General features: G+C 59.9%; 17 protein-coding genes. 10 read left to right on the plus strand and 7 right to left on the minus strand.

Annotation, left to right across the window (positions count from 1 at the left end; translation table 11 throughout):
- Nucleotides 1-44: 44 nt before the first annotated feature.
- From CFBP4996_RS13670 to CFBP4996_RS13680, 3 genes are all read left to right on the plus strand, one after another.
- Nucleotides 45-1,373 carry an MFS transporter gene (locus CFBP4996_RS13670; protein WP_080852863.1) on the plus strand — a complete coding sequence of 443 codons (1,329 nt, stop codon included), beginning with the start codon at nt 45-47 and terminating at the stop codon, nt 1,371-1,373.
- Nucleotides 1,374-1,779: 406 nt separating this feature from the next.
- Complete coding sequence (locus tag CFBP4996_RS13675; protein ID WP_080852862.1) at nt 1,780-7,281, plus strand: glutamate synthase-related protein; 5,502 nt, start codon at nt 1,780-1,782, stop codon at nt 7,279-7,281.
- A complete protein-coding gene (locus CFBP4996_RS13680) occupies nt 7,278-9,047 on the plus strand; it encodes a sulfite reductase subunit alpha (protein WP_080852861.1) in 1,770 nt (589 codons plus the stop codon). Before CFBP4996_RS13675 ends, CFBP4996_RS13680 begins: the two co-directional genes overlap by 4 nt.
- Before the next feature lie 39 nt (nt 9,048-9,086).
- On the opposite strand, the gene CFBP4996_RS13685 is transcribed toward CFBP4996_RS13680, so the two are convergent.
- The 5 genes from CFBP4996_RS13685 to fabA form a co-directional block, all read right to left on the minus strand.
- On the minus strand, nt 9,087-9,680 hold the full coding sequence (locus CFBP4996_RS13685; RefSeq protein WP_121490284.1) for a TadE/TadG family type IV pilus assembly protein: 594 nt from the start codon (nt 9,678-9,680) through the stop codon (nt 9,087-9,089).
- Nucleotides 9,677-10,273 carry a TadE/TadG family type IV pilus assembly protein gene (locus tag CFBP4996_RS13690; protein WP_003524373.1) on the minus strand — a complete coding sequence of 199 codons (597 nt, stop codon included), beginning with the start codon at nt 10,271-10,273 and terminating at the stop codon, nt 9,677-9,679. The genes CFBP4996_RS13685 and CFBP4996_RS13690 overlap by 4 nt, the downstream gene beginning before the upstream one ends.
- 190 nt (nt 10,274-10,463) lie before the next feature.
- Entirely contained in the window at nt 10,464-11,270 is an 807-nt protein-coding gene (gene fabI, locus CFBP4996_RS13695) for an enoyl-ACP reductase FabI (protein WP_080852860.1), read from the minus strand.
- Nucleotides 11,271-11,276: 6 nt separating this feature from the next.
- Nucleotides 11,277-12,500, minus strand: a complete 1,224-nt coding sequence (fabB, locus tag CFBP4996_RS13700) for a beta-ketoacyl-ACP synthase I (RefSeq protein WP_080852859.1) — start codon at nt 12,498-12,500, stop codon at nt 11,277-11,279.
- A gap of 75 nt (nt 12,501-12,575) precedes the next feature.
- Nucleotides 12,576-13,091: a 3-hydroxyacyl-[acyl-carrier-protein] dehydratase FabA gene (gene fabA / locus CFBP4996_RS13705; protein ID WP_003507274.1), complete on the minus strand. Its 516-nt coding sequence runs from the start codon at nt 13,089-13,091 to the stop codon at nt 12,576-12,578.
- A 317-nt stretch (nt 13,092-13,408) separates the two neighbouring features.
- Between fabA and irrA the strand changes: the two genes are divergently transcribed.
- The gene (gene irrA / locus CFBP4996_RS13710; RefSeq protein ID WP_003507276.1) at nt 13,409-13,828 is read left to right on the plus strand and encodes an iron response transcriptional regulator IrrA; all 420 of its coding nucleotides are present in this window, start codon (nt 13,409-13,411) and stop codon (nt 13,826-13,828) included.
- A 75-nt stretch (nt 13,829-13,903) separates the two neighbouring features.
- Here the strand turns inward: irrA and CFBP4996_RS13715 are convergent, their stop codons facing one another.
- Entirely contained in the window at nt 13,904-14,542 is a 639-nt protein-coding gene (locus CFBP4996_RS13715) for a trimeric intracellular cation channel family protein (RefSeq protein WP_080852858.1), read from the minus strand.
- 82 nt (nt 14,543-14,624) lie between these two features.
- On the opposite strand from CFBP4996_RS13715, the gene CFBP4996_RS13720 reads away from it, so the two are divergent.
- Nucleotides 14,625-15,143: a hypothetical protein gene (locus CFBP4996_RS13720; protein ID WP_080852857.1), complete on the plus strand. Its 519-nt coding sequence runs from the start codon at nt 14,625-14,627 to the stop codon at nt 15,141-15,143.
- Between the two features lie 12 nt (nt 15,144-15,155).
- Here CFBP4996_RS13720 and CFBP4996_RS13725 read toward each other — a convergent pair whose 3' ends face one another.
- Nucleotides 15,156-15,866: a YoaK family protein gene (locus tag CFBP4996_RS13725; RefSeq protein WP_080852856.1), complete on the minus strand. Its 711-nt coding sequence runs from the start codon at nt 15,864-15,866 to the stop codon at nt 15,156-15,158.
- 206 nt (nt 15,867-16,072) lie between these two features.
- Between CFBP4996_RS13725 and CFBP4996_RS13730 the strand changes: the two genes are divergently transcribed.
- The 5 genes from CFBP4996_RS13730 to exbB all read left to right on the plus strand — a co-directional run bounded on the left by CFBP4996_RS13730 (nt 16,073) and on the right by exbB (nt 20,882).
- The gene (locus CFBP4996_RS13730) at nt 16,073-17,014 is read left to right on the plus strand and encodes an ABC transporter substrate-binding protein (RefSeq protein WP_080852855.1); all 942 of its coding nucleotides are present in this window, start codon (nt 16,073-16,075) and stop codon (nt 17,012-17,014) included.
- Nucleotides 17,015-17,152: 138 nt separating this feature from the next.
- Entirely contained in the window at nt 17,153-17,926 is a 774-nt protein-coding gene (locus tag CFBP4996_RS13735; protein ID WP_020809179.1) for an ABC transporter permease, read from the plus strand.
- Nucleotides 17,926-18,711 (plus strand): ABC transporter ATP-binding protein, encoded by a 786-nt coding sequence (locus CFBP4996_RS13740; RefSeq protein WP_080852854.1) that lies wholly within the window; start codon nt 17,926-17,928, stop codon nt 18,709-18,711. Before CFBP4996_RS13735 ends, CFBP4996_RS13740 begins: the two co-directional genes overlap by 1 nt.
- Before the next feature lie 34 nt (nt 18,712-18,745).
- Nucleotides 18,746-19,483: a histidine utilization transcriptional repressor HutC gene (gene hutC, locus CFBP4996_RS13745; RefSeq protein ID WP_080852853.1), complete on the plus strand. Its 738-nt coding sequence runs from the start codon at nt 18,746-18,748 to the stop codon at nt 19,481-19,483.
- Nucleotides 19,484-19,676: 193 nt separating this feature from the next.
- Entirely contained in the window at nt 19,677-20,882 is a 1,206-nt protein-coding gene (gene exbB, locus CFBP4996_RS13750; protein ID WP_162935949.1) for a tonB-system energizer ExbB, read from the plus strand.
- The last annotated feature ends 5 nt before the right edge of the window (nt 20,883-20,887 follow it).

Here is a 20,887-nt window from a genome sequence, read left to right on the forward strand (position 1 = left end):
GCGCGTTACAGGAAATGGTTCGTCCATGACGCAGGAGGGATATTATGAGTTATACGAATGCTGCTCCATCCTTTGGGCAGGCGCCGGAGGCGAACGGAAATGGGGCCGGTCCCGTTAAGGTCGATCCGGATCGCATCACGATTGCGGTCATTCTTGCGAGAATGACGGAATTCTTCGACTTTTTCATCTATGCCATCGCCTCCGCGCTCGTTTTCCCCCACGTCTTCTTTTCTTTCGTCGATCCGCTGACGGCGACGCTCTATTCCTTCGCGGTTTTCTCATTGGCCTTTATCGCAAGGCCGATCGGCTCGCTGATCTTCCTCCAGATCGACCGCAAATTCGGGCGCGCCGTGAAGCTGATGGCCGCGCTCTTTACGCTCTGTGGTTCCACCATGGCGATCAGCTTTCTTCCGTCCTATGCGGAAGCGGGCATACTTGCCCCCTGTCTTCTGGCGGTATTCCGCATCGGCCAGGGCCTTGGGCTTGGCGGTGCATGGGACGGTCTGGTTTCGCTGCTCGCCATGAATGCGCCGCAGAAACAGCGCGGCTGGTACGCCATGATGCCGCAGATCGGTGCGGCCATGGGCTTCGGTCTCGCCAGCGCCTTTTTCATCGTCTTCGTGACGCAGCTTTCCAATGCGGAATTCCTCGCCTGGGGCTGGCGTTTCCCATTCTTCGTGGCGCTGGCGTTGAATGTTCTCGCGCTTTTCGCCCGCCTGCGTATGATCGTGACGCCGGAATTCCAGGCCATGCTGGAACAGCACGAGCTGGAACCGCGCCCCATGTTCAAGATGCTGCGTTCGCAGTTTCCGGTGGTGGTCACAGGTGCATTCGTGCCGCTGGCAAGCTTTGCGCTCTTTCATCTTGTCACGGTCTTCCCGCTGAGCTGGGTTTCGCTCAACACCAGCCAGCGTGTCTCGGACTTCCTGTTCGTGCAATTCGTCAGCGCCATCATCGCCGGCGGAATGATCGTGGTCTCCGGTATTCTGGCCGACCGGATCGGTCGACGGAAGCTTCTGGCCATCGCGGCGGTGCTGATCGGCCTTTTCAGTCTGGTTGCGCCGGTTCTTCTTGGTTCCGGCGATATTGGCCGCTATCTCTTTGTGCTGATTGGCTTTTCGCTGCTTGGCCTGTCCTTCGGCCAGGCGGGCGGCGCGCTTGCTTCCCGCTTCAGCCGTGAGTACCGCTATACCGGCGCATCGATCACCTCGGATATTTCCTGGCTGATCGGCGCCGGTTTCGCGCCGCTCGTCGCGCTCGGATTTTCGTCCAAATTCGGCCTTTTCGCCGTCGGCATTTACCTGATGTCGGGTGCGCTCTGCACGCTGATTGCCCTCTGGTTCAGCCGCACGCTGGACATGCCTTCGGAGTGATCCGGGCAATTTAAAAATCTCTGCAGCCATCGCGCCGCGGAATCCTGTCGGATTTCGCGGCGTTTTTGTTTTTTTATTGCGCCGGGTCGATTTTAATCTTGACTCGGTCGATCATGAAATATTATGTAAGGAATACTGACATAATTCAGTGTATCTCACCGCCGGACAGCCGGCCATCAGGGAACGCGATGCGAACGACGACGATCATTATTTGCGAAAAAGCGGCCATCGCCGCCAAGCCGTTTGACGGCCGCAAAACGACCGTTCGCGCCATTAAACGCCGATAAACAGAAGAATGAGGAGCAGCCAGGTCGCCTGCGGCTCCGCCCGCAGAGTGCCGGCTGACGCGCCGGGTTTCGGGGAAGAGGGCGATGCCGCGCGAAATGCGCAACGAGAGGAGAGTGCCTTGAGTGTGACGGAGCAAAAATTCGGCCTTTACGATGCGGCTTTTGAAAAAAGTAGCTGTGGTGTCGGTTTCATCACCCGCAAGGACAGCGTGCAGACGCATGATGTGCTGAAGCGCGGCCACGAAGCGCTCTGTGCCGTGCCGCATCGCGGCGGCATGTCGGCGGAAGGTGTCGGCGATGGTGCCGGCGTGTCGCTGGATTTGTCTCTCTCCTTCTTTCGGGAATTGACGGGTGAGGACGGTTTGCGGGCCGGCCGTTTCGGCGTCGGCAATTTTTTTCTGCCGCAAAATCCGGCTTTCCACGGCGAGGCTGTCGGTATCATCGCAAACGCCCTCAAAGAGCAGGGCTTTTTAATCCTGCTCGTTCGCGATGTGCCGGTGAATGATGCGGCCATCCGTCCCGCCGCCATCCCTTACCAGTTGCCGATCCGCCAATGGGTCTTTTCGGCTCCGGCCGAATGCGGCAGCCTTGCCGAATTCGATTGGCGCATCCACAAGGCGCTGCTCGCCATCGAGGCGCTTGCCTATACCGTGCCGGAACTTGCCGGCTTTTATCCACTGTCGCTCAGCGCCCGCACGCAGGTTCTGAAAGGCCGCCTCAACTCGCATGAGGTCATGCCCTATTTCTGTGACCTCACCGACCCGCGTCATGAAGTGCATACGATGTATTTCCACACGCGGTTCTCCACCAATACCGATCCGCACCCTTCCATGGCGCAGCCCTTCCGCCTGATGGCGCATAATGGCGAACTCAATACCGACAAGAAGAACCGGCTGTCGGAAGCGGCCGTGGCGCTGGCGAAGAATGCCAGCATCATCCGCCCGAAGGGCCAGTCGGATAGCTGCCGCCTGGACCAGACCCTGCAGGCGCGGGTGATGGAAGACGGACTCGACCTCGTCACCGCCGTGGTCTCGATGATGCCGCCGGCCTGGGAAAACGACGATACCCTGTCACCCGACGTCAAGGCGATGCTGGAATATTTCTCGCTCTATGAGGAGAAGAATGACGGCCCTGCCGCGCTGATCTTCGGCGACGGCACCATCATCGGCGCGCGGCTCGATCGCCTTGGCCTGCGCCCGTTGCGCACCGTCGAGACGCAAGATTATCTCTGCGTCATGTCGGAAGCCGGGCAGATCGCCTTTCCGGCGGAAAGCGTCATCCGTCGCGGCCGCATCGAGGCGGGCGGCATGCTTTATTACGACCATGCAGAACGCCGCGCCTTTTCCACCGTCGAGGCGCTGGAACTTCTCGCCTCACGCCGCGACTATTCATCCCTGCTGCGCGAAGCCCGTGTCATGCTGGAGGATCTGCCGGAAGTGCCGGCGGAAAAGCAGGGTTCGCCGCTGCGTTACAACGGCGATCTGGAACGGCACCAGCGTTATGTCGCCTATTCGCATAATCAGGAAAGCTTCAAGTTCCTGATGGACCCGATGCTGGCCTCCGGCGCGGAAAAGATCTCGGCGATGGGTTACGGCAATGCCATCAACGCGCTGTCCGATCAGGAAGGCGGCGTTGCGAAGTATTTCTCGCAGCGCTTCGCGCAGGTCACCAATCCGCCGCTCGACAGTATTCGTGAGGCCGATGGCATGACGTTGCGTGTGGCCCTTGGTGCGAAGCCGAACAGCGGCGCGAAGAAGGCCCGCCAGATCGTCGTGCGCTCTCCGATCCTGACCCATCTCGATATGCTGCGTATTCGCGAGCAGTCGGAGACGCCCCTTCGCCGTTTCGAAATGCTTTATTCGCCGGTCTTCGATGTTGCGGGGGCCAACGAAGTCGCCCTGCGGCAGGCAATCGATGGCCTCTGCGATGAGGTTGTGGCTTTTGCGGCTGAGGAAGGCGGCATCGCCATCATCACCGACCGGCACGTTTCGGCAAACCGCGCGGCCTTGCCGATGATCATGGTCGTCTCCGCCATCAATCAGCGGCTGATCGAGGAAGGTTTGCGGCTGCGCGTGTCGCTGATCGTTGAAAGCGGGCAATTTTCCTCTTCGCATCACATTGCAGCGAGCCTCGGTTTCGGCGCTTCGGCCGCCTATCCGCTCGGCGTGCAGTTTCGCGCCGAGGAGAAATTCGGTGCCGATGCCGACAAGGCCTTCAAGCGTTTCGCCAAGGCGGCGGAAAAGTCGCTGATGAAGACCATGGGCAAGGTCGGCCTGTGCACGGCGGAAAGCTATATCGGCGGCGAGTTCTTTGAACCGAACTTCCTCGATACCAATGATGCGGTGCTGAAGCGCTATTTCCCGAATGTGAAGACCCCGGTCGGCGGCGTCAACTTCGCCGTCATCGCGCAGGCCGTGGCGGACTGGCACCGCAAGGCGTTGTCCGTGAAGGGCGAAAACGACATACCCCTGCTCGGTCTCTTCAAGGAGCGCGCGGAAGGTGCTGGCCATTCCTATGGCACGACGGCGGTACGCGGTTTCGTGGATATGACGGAAGAGAAGATCGGTTTCGACAACGGAACCGAAAACGAGGAGGCTTTGCGTCTCCTGCCGCTCAACCGGCTGGAGGATGCCTTCGGTCTCAACGATGCGGCCTATTATCACAACAGCTTCGACCGGCTGACGCCTGACGCAATCGACAGATTCGAGGTAACGCCCGGCTATCGCGCCTTCGCCCGCATGATGGCGGAGGAAAGGGCGCGCCGCCCCGCCGCCTTGCGCGATGTTCTGGAATTGCCGGCCGACGTGACATTCGCCGGTTCCGCAGAAGAATTCCGCCGGGAAATGGGCCGTTTTTCCCGTCAGGGCAATAACAGCTTCATGGTACGCGGATTGCGCTGCGACGAGGTGGGAGACGGCGCATTCCGGCTGCAATTGACCGGCCCGCACGGTCATGAGCTTGCCCGGCTTGCCGCGCTCGGCCAGTCGTTGCTCGACCGTTTCGGTGCGGATATTCCAGGCCATTGGCTGGAAGGCGGCGCGCTCATGGTTCAGGCAAAGGGTGAAGCCTCCGCCTATCTCTCGCTTATCCGCACCGCGCCGGAAAGCATTCCGCTCGATGCCGTTCAGAAGGCGAGCGAGATCACCAAAACCCTTGCATCGGGTGCCATGAGCCATGGCGCGCTGGTTGCCGCTGCCCATGAGGCAGTTGCCCATGGCACCAACATGGTCGGCGGCATGTCGAATTCAGGCGAGGGTGGCGAGCATATTTCCCGTTATGGCACCATCCGTGCCTCGCGCATCAAGCAGTTTGCCTCCGGCCGCTTCGGCGTCTGGGCCGGTTATCTTGCAGATCCGATGCTGGAAGAGATCGAGATCAAGATTGGTCAGGGCGCAAAGCCGGGCGAGGGCGGGCAGTTGCCGTCTCCCAAGGTGACGGTGGAAATCGCCGCCGCGCGTGGCGGCACGCCGGGCGTCGAGCTTGTCTCGCCGCCGCCGCATCACGACACCTATTCCATCGAGGATCTGGCCCAGCTCATCCATGACGCCAAGGCGGCGCGCGTGCGCGTCATCGTCAAGCTGGTCTCGTCGGAAGGCATCGGCACGATTGCGGTCGGCGTCGCCAAGGCGGGTGCGGATGTCATCAATGTCGCCGGCAATACCGGCGGCACGGGCGCGGCGGCCGTTACCAGTCTCAAATATACCGGCCGTGCGGCGGAAATCGGCATTGCCGAGGTGCATCAGGCGCTTTGCGCCACCGGCCTGCGCGCCAAGGTGCTGCTGCGTTGCTCCGGCGCGCACCAGACGGCGAGCGACGTGGTGAAGTCAGCACTCCTCGGCGGCGACAGTTTCGAATTCGGCACGACGGCGCTGATGATGCTGAAATGCGTCATGGCCAAGAACTGCAACATCAAGTGCCCGGCCGGTCTCACCACCAATCAGGAGGCCTTCAACGGCGATCCGCGCGCTCTGGCGCAATATCTCATGAACATCGCCCATGAAACGCGCGAGATTTTGGCCGGGCTTGGGGTTGCCTCACTGCGGGAAGCACGCGGCCGTTCCGATCTTCTTCACCTCCTCGATCATCCGGCCAGCGTCGGCCAGCTTGACCTCCGGGCAATGCTCGCCGTGGTCGAAGAGGTGAGGATCGACAGCCCGGTCTATATGGAAAAGGACTTTGCGCTTGATGATGCCTTCATCGAACTCGTGCGCTCGGCCCTGGTCGACAGCCGGCGCGAGAATATTGAGCTTGGCGGCAATCGTTTCCTCAACAATTGCAACAAGAGCGTCGGCGGTCAGCTTGCCGTCGATATCGAACGCATGCTGAACCATGAACTTTCCGACGAAGAGGCGGATGCGTTACCGGCCGTCAAGCGGGACAGCCGCGGTCGCCGGTTCCTGGAGGCGGGTTCGGTGCGCATCGATACGTCCGGTTCCGCCGGACAGTCCTTCGGTGCCTTCTGCAACGACGGCATGGTCATGGTCCATACCGGCACCTGCAATGACGGCGTCGGCAAAAGCGCCTGCGGCGGCACCATCGTCGTGCGTTCGCCCGGCGGCGGCTCGGAAGAGGCGGGCGGCAATGTGCTTGTCGGCAATTTCGCGCTGTTCGGCGCCACCGGCGGCCGCACCTTCGTGGAGGGGCAGGCGGGAGACCGTTTTGCGGTGCGTAACTCCGGCGCCACCGCCGTGGTCGAAGGCGTGGGTGATTTTGCCTGCGAATACATGACCAACGGCGCGGTGCTGAACCTTGGCAGCTTCGGCAAGGGTTTCGGCAATGGCATGAGCGGCGGTTTCGTCTACCAGTATGATCCCTATGGCGATCTGCCGAAGAAAGTCAGCCACGATTCCATCCTGCTCGGTTCAGTCACCGGTGAGGATGAACAAGCTGCAGTTCATAATCAGGCCATCCACCAGCTTCTGACCTGGCATGTCGCAGAGACCGGCTCGGCCAAGGCGGCATGGCTTCTGGAAAACTGGGAAAGCGAACAGCATAATTTCGTCTATGGCATGCCACGCGCCCTGCTGCTTTATCAGGATAGCGATGAGATTCTGAAGGCGAAGCCCCGCAAGGAACTGCTGGAGGAACTGGCATCCGCGCTTGCCGCTCATCAACTGCGCAAGTTCAAGCTCGCCTATCGTGACCGCAAGGCCGTCCTGAACGGAACGGTGCCGGGTTATGGCGAGACGGATACCGAGGAAATGTATGCGCTGCTCAACAATTATACCGTGTTGAGCATGGCGCAGGCCATCGCCTTGCAGCGGGTGCCGATGGCGTCAGGTCCTTCCGACCCGGCCATTGAAAAAGCCGTGCGCAATCTCATCCTCACGGAAGACTATGCGCTGATGCAGCGGCTGCTGAGATATGCCCGCGAGGCGCTTTCGGACCATAGCGATGAACAGCTTGCGGTGATGATCGCCGCCAAGCGTCTCGACGATTACAAGCAGGCGCTGGCGCGCAGGAACATCTGGTCGGTGGACAGCCCCGGCACTTATGGCTGGATCATTCAGCAGAACCGGAAAAACATCGAGAAGATCGGCCGCCTGCCGGGCTTCGAGGAGCTTTTCGCAGCCCGCGCCATCCCCGACCTCGCCACCGCATCCAGCCACAGGGCAGCATGATGAAGATACCTTATATTCCCGAAGACGCGCCCTTCAACGGTGATCAGCGCGCATGGCTTTCCGGTTTTCTGGCGGGGCTCCATTCCCGCGCCGCCATCGGCCTGGAGACATCGGTTGCCGCCGCTGCTCCCAGGGCGGCGGCTAGTGTGCTGAATATTCTCTTCGGCACCCAGACCGGCAATGCCGAGGCGCTGGCGATGGATATTGCCGCCGCCGCCCGCGCGCAGGGCATGCAGCCGGTGGTGACGGCACTCGATGATGTCTCGATGGACAGTCTCGGCGCGATGAAACGGGTCATCGTCGTCACCTCGACCTATGGCGAGGGTGAAATGCCTGATAATGCCCAGCTTTTCTGGGAAGCGCTCGCCGCCGACAGCGCGCCGCGTCTGGACGAGATGAATTTTGCCGTCCTCGCGCTCGGCGATACCGGCTATGACGGCTTCTGCCAGGCGGGCAAGCTTATCGATACGCGGTTCGAACAACTCGGCGGCAAGCGTATGAAGACGCGTATCGACTGCGATATCGACTTTGAGGACGCTGCCGCCGCATGGATCGGTGAGACCCTGCCGCTCGCGCTTGCTGTCGATGGCGGCAGCGCGGCATCTGTCACCATGCCCGACATCGCTGAGCCGCCCGTACGGGCAAAGCAGGGCTGGAGCCGCAAAAATCCCTATTCCGCTGAGGTAAGCGTCAATCGTCGCCTGTCCGGCCCCGGCTCGTCCAAGGAAATTCGTCACTACGAATTCGATCTCGGCGAAAGCGGCCTGGACTATGAGGCGGGTGACGCTCTTGGCGTCGTGCCCCTGAACGATCCGAAACTGGCCGGCGCGCTGCTGGAACACTTCGGAGCGGCTGCGGACAGCCAAATCGCCGGGTTGGACCGGCCGGTCGGCGATGCGCTTCTCAACATGGTCGAGATATCGACGCCCTCGCGCGACCTCGTCGCCGAAATCGGCAAGCGGGCGGGGCATGACGAACTCAGCCACATTCTCGCAAACGGAGACAGGGAGCAGCTGGCCGCCTTTCTCTGGAGCAAGGATATTCTCGACCTCATCAATCTCGGCGGAAAGCCGTTATTCGATGTTGCTGAATTCGTGACATTCCTGAAGCCGCTGCAACACCGCGCCTATTCCATCTCCTCCAGCCCTCTGGTTGCAAAAAACAGCGTGCATCTTACCATCGCCAGCGTGCGTTATCGCGCCGAGGGCCGTGAGCGTGGCGGCGTGTGCTCCACCTATCTCGCCGACCGCGTTGAGGCCGGGCAGAGTGCCGGGATTTTCGTCTCGCCGAACAAGGCGTTTCGTGTGCCGCAGGACAATGATGCGCCTGTTATCATGGTGGGACCGGGCACGGGCATCGCGCCCTTCCGGGCTTTTTTGCAGGAACGGCAAGCCCGAGGCGCAAAGGGCAAAAACTGGCTGTTTTTCGGCGACCAGCACCGGCAGTCGGATTTCATCTATGAAAACGAGCTTGGCGACATGAGCCGCGATGGTGTGCTCACCCGCCTCGATCTCGCTTTCTCGCGGGATCAGGCGGAGAAGATCTATGTCCAGACCCGCATGCGGCAAAACGGCAAGGCGCTCTATCAATGGCTTGAAGATGGCGGTTACTTTTACGTCTGCGGCGACGCGACCCGCATGGCGAAGGATGTCGATGATGCTCTGCACAACATCGTCAGCGATGAGGCCGGCATCTCCGCCGAGGCGGCAAGCGAGTACGTGAACCGGCTGAAGCGCGAAAAACGCTATCTGCGCGACGTCTACTAACGATTGCCATGACGAGACCGTCCTGACGCACCGATTGGTTCAGCAATTGGTGCAGACGGTCTCGGCGTCGCGCTGTTTGAAGAAATACTCGCGGCCGATCGTGATCGACTTCACCCCAGACGAGGCAACGTCAGGCATGAACATCAGCAATTCATGCGGGATGGAAAGTTCGACGTGGATGAGAAAGCTGTTTTCCACGAGCAGGCGCGTCGGAACGGCGACGGGTGACCCCACCGCATAGGGTCTCAGATTTTTCTCATCCCAGGACCAGGTGATTTTCGCCCGTTTTTGCGCATCGATCTTGATGCCGCTGATCTTCAGCTGCAGACCCTTGGTGCTGTAGGGCGCAAACACGGCGGCTGCGACGTCCTGCATGCCCGCGAGATAGGTTTTATCGACGGACCCTGTTTTCGATATCAGATCGTTGATGGAGGCTGCGGCGGTGCTTGCCCGCTTGTAGGTGTTGTATCCGATCGTCAATTCGAAAGAGGTCAGATAAAGCGCAAGCAATATCGGAAAGAGGATCGCGAACTCCACCGCGCCCACGCCACGGCGATCTTTGGCAAAGCGTGAAACGAGCACCATCAGGCGTCGTTTGCCGTTTGCCGCAACGGACACCAGCCCTGCCATCATGAGCCCCCGCCTGTGATGTATTTCTCGTTCATGAACGCATTTGTCGCGACGATGAGGAAATGTGACGGCATCGATCCATCGGCCGGACGTATTTTAGTCAGGTATGGCCGGATGATATCGGCAACCACACGCCAGCGATAATAGACACGCAACATGTTGATGGTTTCCGGCCCGCCCGGCTTGAAGCCGAATTGAGCCGTATCGAGATCGTAATATTCGCCGTAGGCCTTCAGCGGTATCGTGGTCGGAATATCCTTGAAGGCGGTAAAGGAGCGAAGGTCGATATAGAGCTTCTGTTCTTTCTGGATTTCATCCGCTGAGCAGGTGATCATCACCGAAACTTCATTGCAGAAGCTCTTGCGGAAATCCTCTTTCGAAATCGAGCTGCTGATCTGCCCGGTGCGCAGACGCCGCGCCATGTTCTCAGTGGCATTGGCGACGACCTGTTCCGCCATCAGGGCGATGAAGGTCTCGATGATCGCAAAGACGACGAGGAAATAGGGGATCGCGAGTATCGCGAATTCTATAGCCGCTGTCCCGTCGCGCGAGACTCCGAATTTTTCCAGCAATGGCTTCAGTCTGGCCAGTCGCATGAGGCGATATCGATCTCTAAGAATATGCGGCAAGCGCAACCGTTGAATTTGTTGCGGACCATAACCACCCGATGTTTAAATTCAGTTACTCCAATAAATTATACTTTAGTGATTTCCGAAATTGATACGACCCACAATATAAAAAGCCCGGCACATGGCCGGGCTTTTGTCGAAGTTGAAAACGGGGCGCTTATTCCGCATCCGCTTTGGAGAGAACCTCCAGCGTGGGTGTGGAGGTGATGTTATAACCACAGTCCACATAATGGCATTCGCCGGTAACACCGCGCGACATATTGGACAGCAGGTAAAGCGCCGATCCGCCGATATCGTCGATATCCGCCGTCCGCCGAAGCGGTGCGTTTTTCTGGTTCCATGCGTAGATCGCCCGCGCATCCGAGATGCCGGCGCCCGCCAGCGTGCGGACCGGACCGGCCGAGATGGCGTTGACGCGAATATCGCGCGGGCCGTAGTCGGCGGCGAGATAGCGCACGGACGCCTCGAGGGCCGCCTTGGCGACGCCCATGACGTTGTAGTTCGGAATGACGCGCTGCGAACCATTATAGGTCAGCGTCAGCATGGAGCCGCCATTGGTCATCAGTTCGGCGGCGCGCTTGGCGATTTCCGTGAAGGAGAAACAGGAAATGACCATGGTACGGCTGAAATTCTCGCGCGTCGTATCCGCGTAGAGGCCCTTCAGCTCGTTCTTGTCGGAAAAGCCGATGGCGTGGACGATGAAATCCAGCGAGCCCCATTTTTCGCGGATCGTCGCGAACAGGGCGTCGACCGAGGCGATATCCTCGACATCGCATGGTACGATGAAATCGGATCCGAGCTCGGCGGCAAGCGGTTTCACACGTTTGCCGAGCGCTTCACCCTGATAGGTGAAGGCCAGTTCTGCGCCCTGTGCCGCAAGCGCCTTGGAGATACCCCAGGCGATGGAATGATTGTTTGCGACGCCCATGATGAGGCCGCGTTTACCCTGCATGATGCCGTTCATGGGCAATTATCCGTTATGACGCTGGAAGACGAGCGTGGCGTTGGTGCCGCCGAAGCCGAAGGAGTTGGAAAGGATGGTGTCGATCTTGGCGTTGTCGATGCGGCTGCGAACGATCGGAACGCCTGCAAATTCGGGATCGAGCTCGGAAATATGCGCGCTTTCGCCGATGAAGCGTTCCTGCATCATCAGCAGGCCATAGATCGATTCCTGCACACCGGCCGCACCCAGCGAATGGCCGGTGAGCGACTTGGTCGACTGGATATGCGGGATCTTGTCGCTGAAGACTTCCCGGATCGCGCCGATTTCCTTGCTGTCGCCAACCGGCGTCGAGGTGCCGTGGGTATTGATGTAGTCGATGTCGCCCTTGACCGTGGAAAGGGCCTGACGCATGCAGCGGATTGCGCCCTCACCGGAGGGAGCCACCATGTCGTAACCGTCCGAGGTCGCGCCGTAACCGACGATCTCGGCGTAAATCTTGGCGCCGCGCGCCTTTGCATGTTCCAGCTCTTCGAGAACCAGCACGCCCGCACCGCCGGCAATCACGAAACCGTCGCGGTTGACGTCATAGGCGCGCGACGCGACGCTCGGCGTCTCGTTATATTTGGACGACATGGCACCCATGGCGTCGAAGAGGTTGGACATGGACCAGTCGAGATCCTCATGGCCGCCCGCAAACATCACGTCCTGCTTGCCCCACTGGATCATTTCGGCGGCGTTGCCGATACAATGCGCCGAGGTGGAGCAGGCCGACGAGATGGAGTAGTTGACGCCATGGATCTTGAACCAGGTGGCGAGCGTCGCGGAGGCGGTGGAGGACATGGCCTTCGGCACGGCAAAGGGGCCGATGCGCTTCGGGCTGTTGTTCTTCAGCGTGATATCGGCTGCCTCGACGATGGTGCGGGTGGAAGGACCGCCCGAACCCATGATGATGCCGGTGCGCTCATTGCCGCTGATGTCGCTCTCTTCGAGACCGGAATCGGCGATCGCCTGCTTCATCGCGACATGGTTCCACGCGCCGCCCTGCGACAGGAAGCGCATGGCGCGGCGGTCGACCAGATCGGTCGGGTCGAGAGACGGCTTGCCCCAGACCTGGCATTTGAAACCGTGTTCGGCAAAATCCGGCGAAAATGAAATGCCGGATTTGGCATTGCGCAGCGATGCGGTGACTTCAGCGGCATCACCGCCGATGGAAGAAACAATACCGAGGCCGGTGACAACAACTCGTCTCATGAAAGGGACCTTTTCTTAAGATTTCGGCTGGACGACCGAAGCCGCCCGGCGTTTGTCAGGACTATTCCGTCTGCCTCAGGCAGCCTTTTCCTTCGACAGGCCTACGCGCAGGTCCGTCGCCTGATAAATGGTTTCGCCATCCGCCTTCAGCCAGCCGTCGGCGGTTCCGAGCACCAGACGGCCGCGCATCACGCGCTTGAAATCAATACCATATTGAAGGAGCTTGGTGTGAGGGCGAACCATGCCCTTGAACTTCACTTCGCCGGTTGAAAGCGCCATGCCGCGGCCTTCTTCGCCCAGCCAGCCGAGGAAGAAGCCGGTCAGCTGCCACATGCCGTCAAGGCCGAGGCACCCCGGCATGATCGGGTTGCCCTGGAAATGGCAGGGGAAATACCAGTCGTCGGGGCTGACATCGTATTCGGCGCGGATGAAACCCTTGTCGAAGGCGCCGCCGGTTTCGGAAATTTCGGTAATGCGATGGACCATGAGCATAGGGGGCAATGGGAGCTGTGCATTTCCCGGGCCGAACAATTCGCCGCGACCGCAGGACAGGATCTCCTCGTAATTGTAACTTGATTGCCTCGTTGCCATACCGCTTTCACTTCCCCAGTTACTGGTGTTGATCGACTTCACTAGAGCAAGTTAGGTTCAAAATGAAGCGCTGCAAGGGCAGAGGCCGCTCTGCCCACATTCTTTGTCTTCGAACCTTCTTCGCAGAAGTCATTACCTCAATATGCCGTCCGCATACAGGAACCGTACGGCTGGAACCAGAGGAAATTTGCAGGAATGGCCGGTTTGCCGCCATTTGCCGCGCCTAAGCCACGCCGAAACTATTGAAAGCACTCGCCGCAAAAGATATATGCTAATGCAATTGGTAAGTTTCATACCTCTGTTTGGAATGGGATTGCATGGCATTTGACGCCACATTGGATATCGGAACGAGGTTGCGGCGCTCGGGGCTGCGCCCCACGCGACAGCGTGTGGCTTTGGGCGATCTGCTTTTCGCAAAGGGCGATCGCCATCTGACGGTCGAGGAACTGCACGATGAGGCGGTTACCGCCGGCGTGCCCGTTTCTCTCGCCACGGTCTACAATACGCTGCACCAGTTCACCGAAGCCGGCCTTATCCGTGTTCTCGCCGTGGAAGGCGCCCGCACCTATTTCGACACCAACGTCTCGGATCACCACCACTTCTTCGTGGAGGGCGAGAACGAGGTTCTGGATATTCCCGTCAATAACCTCCAGATCGACAATTTGCCGGAAGCGCCCGAGGGCATGGAAATCGCCCATGTGGACGTGGTCATCCGCCTTCGTCGCAAGCGCGGATGAGGCTTCAGTCCGACAACAGACATGAAAATGGCGCCCATGGGCGCCATTTCTGTTTTCGGCGGTCATTTCTATATGTCACTTCATGACATCTTCCGGCCGTCTGCCGGGCTTTGCCTTATAGGGCGGAAAAGTCCAGCCGAAGATCAGCGCACCCGACCGGACGGCGAAGGCCGTCAGGACGCCTGCGGCTGATGCGGCATAAAGCGGTGCGCCGAGGAAATAGACGACAATGAAGGTGGAGGAGCCCAGGAGCGCACAGGTGATGTAGATTTCCGGCCGCAGCAGCACGGACGGTTCGCCGGCGAGAATATCACGCAGCACACCACCGAACGTCGCCGTCAGAACGCCGGTGACAATGGCGACGGTTGCGGAGCCGCTGGCGGCAAGCCCCTTGGCTGCTCCCATGACGCAATAAGCGGAAAGGCCGAGTGCATCGAGCCAGATCAGTACGCGGTAACGGGATTCGAACAGATGCGCGGTGAAAAACAGCAGCACCGCGACCGAGACGCAGACGAGGATATAGGTCGGGTTCACCACCCAGAATACCGGCGTCCTGCCAAGCACCAGATCGCGCACCGTGCCGCCGCCGATGCCGGTTGCGGCGGCGAAAAACAGGAAGCCGATCAGGTCGAGCTGCTTGCGCGAGGCGGTGAGCGCGCCGGTGGCGGCAAAGATGGCGACGCCGGCATAGTCGAGAAAACCCAGAAGCGTCATGAAAAGGTTCCCCCCCCCCCGAAACACGGGCTGCGAACACGTCAGTGTCGCGCAAGCACTAAACTCTAGGCTGGCCGCCCGGATGATCGCAACATCCATAACCGAAACGGATGCAAAGGAAAATGCCGTGCGAATCGCTCTCGTTGCCGCTCTTCAGGCGCTGGTTCTCTTGATGTTTCCGGTAGCGCTCTCGGCGCAGCAGCAGCTGGTGAACGACCCCGAGATCTACGAGAAGGACCATTTCCGCAACGAGTGCAAGGTGGCGGCCTTCGGCGACGATTTCGTCACGCGGCTGGATATCAACAATGACGGGCTGATGGACGCCGTCGTCAATCACGGCGTTCTCGATTGTGATGGCGAAAAGGGCCGCAGCTGCGACGACGAGGGATGCCCCTATAATTTTTATGTCCAGGTGAAAGAGGGCGGTTATCTGATGATCGCGACGGCCCGGATTTACGATTATGATTTCATCAAGCGCTTCGGCAACATGGTTTTCGTGCTGAAGATGCATCCGCGTTATTGCGAGCGTACCGACAAGGAACCCTGCCGGATGACGGTGCGGGTGCGCGGCACGAAATTCGTCACCATCTCGCGAAAGTGACGGCGACGATTTTCAGGGCGTAATCCGCCGGATTTTGACCCTTTGATTGTAGCGCTGGCGAAGCGAGCGCGGAATGATGAAGGTGGCGATGGCGACGGCGAAAACCGTGGCCGCAACCACCCAAAGGGCATTCGATTGCAAGGTGGCGGCGAGAACGGCGCCGCAGATCGCGCCGCATATCATGCCAAGCCATGGCACGATCTGAATGCCCCAGTCGAGGCTTCGTTCGCCGAGAAGAAAACGGCCGATGCCGCGGCCGAAGCGGGAAAGCGCGCCGGTCACATAGGTAAGCCCGATTGGCAGTCCCTCAATGTGCTCAACGGCGGCGTTGACCATGCCCATGGCGAAAACGACGAGATAAAATCGCGCAAGAGCGGAAGTCTCGCCGCCGAGCAGCGCGGCAATTGTTACCAGCAATCCCACCGCCATCAGAACGGCGAAGATGCGCCGGTCGAACTTATGCGCCACCACGATGCCGCCTGCATTGCCCGCCACGAAGGCAACGATCGCGAAAAGCAGTTTCGCGGCGTGGGAATAGAGGCCAGCCTCCATCGAGACTGCGGCGCGCGTGGTGTTGCCGGTCATGAAGGATACGAAGTCGCCTGAAATATGCAGGCCCACCGCATCCGTCATGCCCGCGATGAAGGAAATGGCGGCAACCAGCGCAATTCCGGTTCCTGTTCGCCTTGCCCTGATGATACTGCGACGTCTTTGTCTGGTCATGGAAAGCTCGATATGGAAAAACGGCGGGCCTGTGCGCGGGGCCGTGTTATCCTATGTCTAGAATGCCGGATGGTGTATTTGCAATCTTTCTGGAGGCCTTCGGAAGCTTCTATTTTGTCTAGACAAATATAAAATCCCTGCCTACCATGCCTCAAATAAAGCGATAAACAACATCGCACAAAAATAAATCAAAAGGGGTTCAGATCATGAAGAAAACATGGGTTCTCGCCACAGTCGCCGCGCTGTTGTCATCCGCTTCCGCCTATGCCGAGACGTCGGTGACGATTGGCATGTCCGGCTGGACCGGTTTTGCGCCGCTGACGCTCGCCAAACAGGCCGGCATTTTCGAAAAGAACGGCCTGAAAGTCGATATCAAGAAAATCCCGCAGGCGAGCCGCCATCTGGCCCTTGCTTCCGGTGACATCCAGTGCGCCGCCACCACGGTGGAAACATGGATCGCGTGGAATGCCAATGGCGTGAAATCCACCCAGATTTTCCAGATGGACAAGTCGCATGGCGCCGATGGCATTGCGGTGCGCAGTGATGTTGCCAAGGTCGCAGACCTGAAAGGCAAGGCGGTTGCCGCTTCCGCGCCGGGCACTTCCCCTTATTTCTTCCTTGCCTGGATACTCAAGGAAAACGGCCTCACTCTTAAAGATGTCAAGGTCGTCAACCTCGAGCCGGGACCGGCCGCGCAGGCATTCGTTGCCGGTCAAAATGATGCGGCCATGACCTATGAGCCCTATCTGTCCACTGTCCGCGCCGCCCCCGACAAGGGCAAAATCCTCGCCACGACGCTGGATTATCCCGCCGTCATGGATACGTTCGGTTGTACCCCGGATTTCTTGAAGGCCAATCCGCAGGCGGCGAAAGCCTTGGCGGACAGCTATTTCCAGGCCCTTGAACTCATCAAGGCCGATCCCGAAAAGTCCTATGCGACGATGGGGGCGGATGTGAAGCAGACCGGCGAGGCCTTTGCCGCTTCGGCAAAGTTCCTCGAATGGCAGGACAAGGCCGCCAACCAGAAGTTTTTCGAGGGTGAATTCAAGACATTCTCGGAAAAATCGGCGGACCTGCTGCTGGAAATCGGTGTGATAAAGTCGAAACCCGATCTTTCGACCCTCGCGGACACGTCTTTCATCAAGTAACAGAAAAGGCGGCCGCGTTCCCTGCGGGGAATATTGCAGCCAAAGACAGGTGAGTGCGTCGATTGTGCGTCACGAAACGCGCACGGCGTTCTGATGGCGCGGCGAAGGTGCCGCGCCGGTTTTCCGGACAGGCGACAGATGCAACCTCTTCAACCCATACGGAACAGCACGAGAATTGCTCTCGGCATCCTGTTCTTCGTGCTGTTTTTTTCCGCCTGGGGCTTTGCCACGCTGGGCGGTTTCGTATCGCCAACCTTTCTGGCCGACCCCATCACCATGCTGAAGGACGGCATCTATCTGCTGACCGATCAGGGTTTTGCCAGCGATATCGGCATGACGATCTGGCGCGTGGTCGGCGGTTTCGTGCTGGCATCGCTCGTTGCCGTGCCGGTCGGCATCGCCATGGGGGCCTATAAGCCCATCGAGGCGCTGCTGGAGCCCTTCGTCTCCTTCGCGCGCTATCTGCCGGCTTCCGCCTTCGTGCCGCTCCTTATTCTCTGGGCCGGCATCGGCGAGATGCAGAAGCTGCTGGTGATCTTCATCGGCGCGGTGTTCCAGATCATCCTGATGGTTGCCGTGGCTGTCGCCGGCACGCGGCGTGATCTGGTGGAGGCCGCCTACACGCTTGGTGCGAAGGACCGGGGCGTTGTTCGCCGTGTTCTCATTCCTGCCAATGCGCCCGATATTGCGGAAATCCTCCGTCTCGTTCTCGGCTGGGCCTGGACCTATGTCATTGTCGCGGAACTGATCGGTGCCTCCTCGGGCATCGGCTATATGATCATCAACAGCCAGGCGCTGATGGCGACCGGGCAGATCATCTTCGGCATCATCGTCATCGGCATTATCGGTCTTATTTCGGACTTCGCGTTCAAATCGCTGAACCGGAAGCTTTTCGCCTGGAGGCTTGCCTGATGAACGAACTCGTTATCAAGGGCGTCAGCCGCACTTTTCCGGGTGTGCAGGGCGGGCAGCCGACGCTGGCCCTCCAGCCCACCGATCTGGAAATTCCCCGCAATGATTTCGTCACCATCCTCGGCCCGTCAGGATGCGGAAAATCGACCTTGCTGCGCATCATCGCCGGTCTCGACCGCCCAACGACGGGCGAAGTGCTGCTGTCCGGCAAAGCGGTGACGGGCCCGGGGGCGGATCGCGGCATGGTGTTCCAGTCCTACACCCTGTTTCCCTGGCTGACGATCCGCGAAAACGTCGCCTTCGGCCTGCGCGAACGCGGCGTTGCCGAGAAGGAAAAATGGGAGATCGTCGACAGCTATATCGACAAGGTTGGCCTGCGCGGCTTCGAGAACCATTGGCCGAAACAGCTCTCCGGCGGTATGCAGCAGAGAACGGCCATTGCCCGTGCCCTGGCGAACGGCCCGAAAATCCTGCTGCTAGACGAGCCTTTCGGCGCTCTCGATAACCAGACGCGCGGGCTGATGCAGGAATTGCTGCTCGGCATTTGGGAGCGGGAGCAGAAGACGGTCATTTTTGTGACCCACGATATCGAGGAGGCGGTCTTCATGGCGTCGCGTGTGGTGACCATGTCTGCAAGGCCGGGTCGCATCAAGTCGATCACGCCGGTCGACCTGCCGCATCCGCGTCACTACACCGTCAAGGCCAGCCCGGAATTTTCTGAGCTGCGCGCCAAGCTTACGGAGGAAATCCGCAGCGAGGCGATTGCCGCCGCTGCCCATGGATAGTTGATCAGGCAAAGGGGAGGATAAAAGCATCGGGATGAGGAGCACAGGCGCCGATCTTCAGGAAAAATCGCTGCACGAGCGCATCCGCAATGATGTCGAGCGCCACATCATGTCGGGCGAATGGCCGCCGGGTTATCGTATTCCCTTCGAACACGAGATGACCCGGCAATATGCCTGTTCGCGCATGACGGTGAACAAGGCTCTCAGCGAGCTGGTGCAGCGCGGACTCATCGAAAGACGCCGCCGTCTCGGCACCTTCGTTCGTCAGCCCCATGCGCAATCCGCCGTTCTGGAAATCCACGATATCGAGCGGGAGGTGCAGGCGCTGGGTCTGGTCTACGGTTACCGTCTCGACAAACGACGGCTGCGCCCTGCGGGGGAAGAAGACGGCGCGGCCATGGCGCTTGCCGCCGACGCCCCGGTCCTGGAACTCACCTGCACGCACTTCGCCGGCGGCGTTCCCTTTTGCCTTGAAGAGCGCATCATCAATGTCACCGCCGTTCCGGAAGCGGAATCTGCCGATTTTTCGCAGATCGGTCCGGGAACCTGGCTGCTGAAGATGGTTCCATGGAGCGCTGCCGAACATCGCATCAGCGCCGTTTCCGCCGACCGTAAAAATGCGGCAGCGCTCGGCATAACCTCCGGTGCGGCATGTCTGGTCATCCATCGTCGCACCTGGCATGGGGCGGACTACGTCACCAGCGTCCGGGTGACCTATCCCGGTGACCGCCACGCCCTCGTGGCGCAATTTTCGCCCTCTCAAAACGCCTGAAGGCGCTCCCACGGTCAATTTTTTGTAAAGAAGAGTTTACGGGTGGTCTTTTGACAATATAATAGTTGTCAAAAGAACTCAGGTTTATTATCGGAACGTCAAGCTTTCACGACGGTATCCGTTCATGACCCCGGTTTTCAGGAACCGGTCAATCTGCGGATGAGTTCATCGACGGAAATCCGGGATAAAAATTATGTCAGCTGAGACCTCAACTTCTTCCGCATCCTTCAACAAGGCAAACACGACAAGGCATTTCTCCCTTGCCATGACTGTCACCTTGCTGGCCGGCTTGAGTGCCGGCGCGGTTTTCGCTCAGACGGCATCGGAAACCCAGATACAGCCCGCACCGCAAACGGAAGCGGTTCAGCCAGCACAGCCGGCGGCTCCTGCAACGCCGAGCGCTCCGGCCGCCGCGCCCGTCCAGCCTTCCGCGACTGCACCGGAACAGCCGGCCGCCACCGCACCCTCGCAGCCTCAGTCAACTCAGCCCGCACCGGCCCAGCCTGCACCCGCTCAGCCCGCGACGAATACCGCACCGGGAGCCGAAGGCCTGGCGCCGCAGCCGACGCAGACCGAGCAACCCGCACAGACGGGCCAGACGACCGCGCCGAATGAAGCCGCGACCCCGATAGAGCCTGTCAGCTCCGAGCCCGCGAGCGCCGAACATCGTGCGGATATCCCGCACAACCTTTCTCCCTGGGGCATGTTCATGGCGGCCGACTGGGTCGTGAAGGGTGTCATGATCGGCCTTGCCTTCGCATCTCTGGTCACGTGGACGGTCTGGGTCGCGAAGTCTATCGAGCTTGCAGGTGCGCGGGTGCGCGCCGGCTCGACGCTCAAGGTCATTCGCAGGGCAAAAACCCTGACGGAGGCCACCGAGGCCGTCGAAAAGAAGGGCGGGCCGGCAGCACTGATGCTGCGCATGGCAACCCACGAAATGCAGCTTTCCGATGCGGTGGTCGAACACACGGATGGCGGCGGTATCAAGGAGCGTGTCTCTTCGGCGCTGTCGCGTATCGAAACCCATGCCGGTCGCCGCATGTCGCGCGGAACGGGTGTTCTGGCGACCATCGGTTCCACCGCTCCCTTCGTCGGCCTGTTCGGCACCGTCTGGGGCATCATGAACTCCTTCATCAGCATTTCGGAATCGCAGACGACCAATCTTGCCGTCGTCGCGCCGGGCATTGCCGAAGCGCTGCTCGCCACCGCCATCGGCCTTGTCGCCGCTATTCCGGCCGTGGTGATCTACAACGTCTTCGCCCGCTCCATCACCGGTTACCGCCATCTGCTGGCGGATGCCGCAGCCGGCGTGGAACGCCTCGTCAGCCGCGATCTCGATTTCCGCCGTATTCCCCCGGGCAGCACCAGCAAGCCCGCAGTATCGCTGGTTGGACGGTGATCGGC

The organism is Agrobacterium leguminum (assembly GCF_005144435.2).
In the GTDB taxonomy this organism is placed as follows: domain Bacteria; phylum Pseudomonadota; class Alphaproteobacteria; order Rhizobiales; family Rhizobiaceae; genus Agrobacterium; species Agrobacterium leguminum.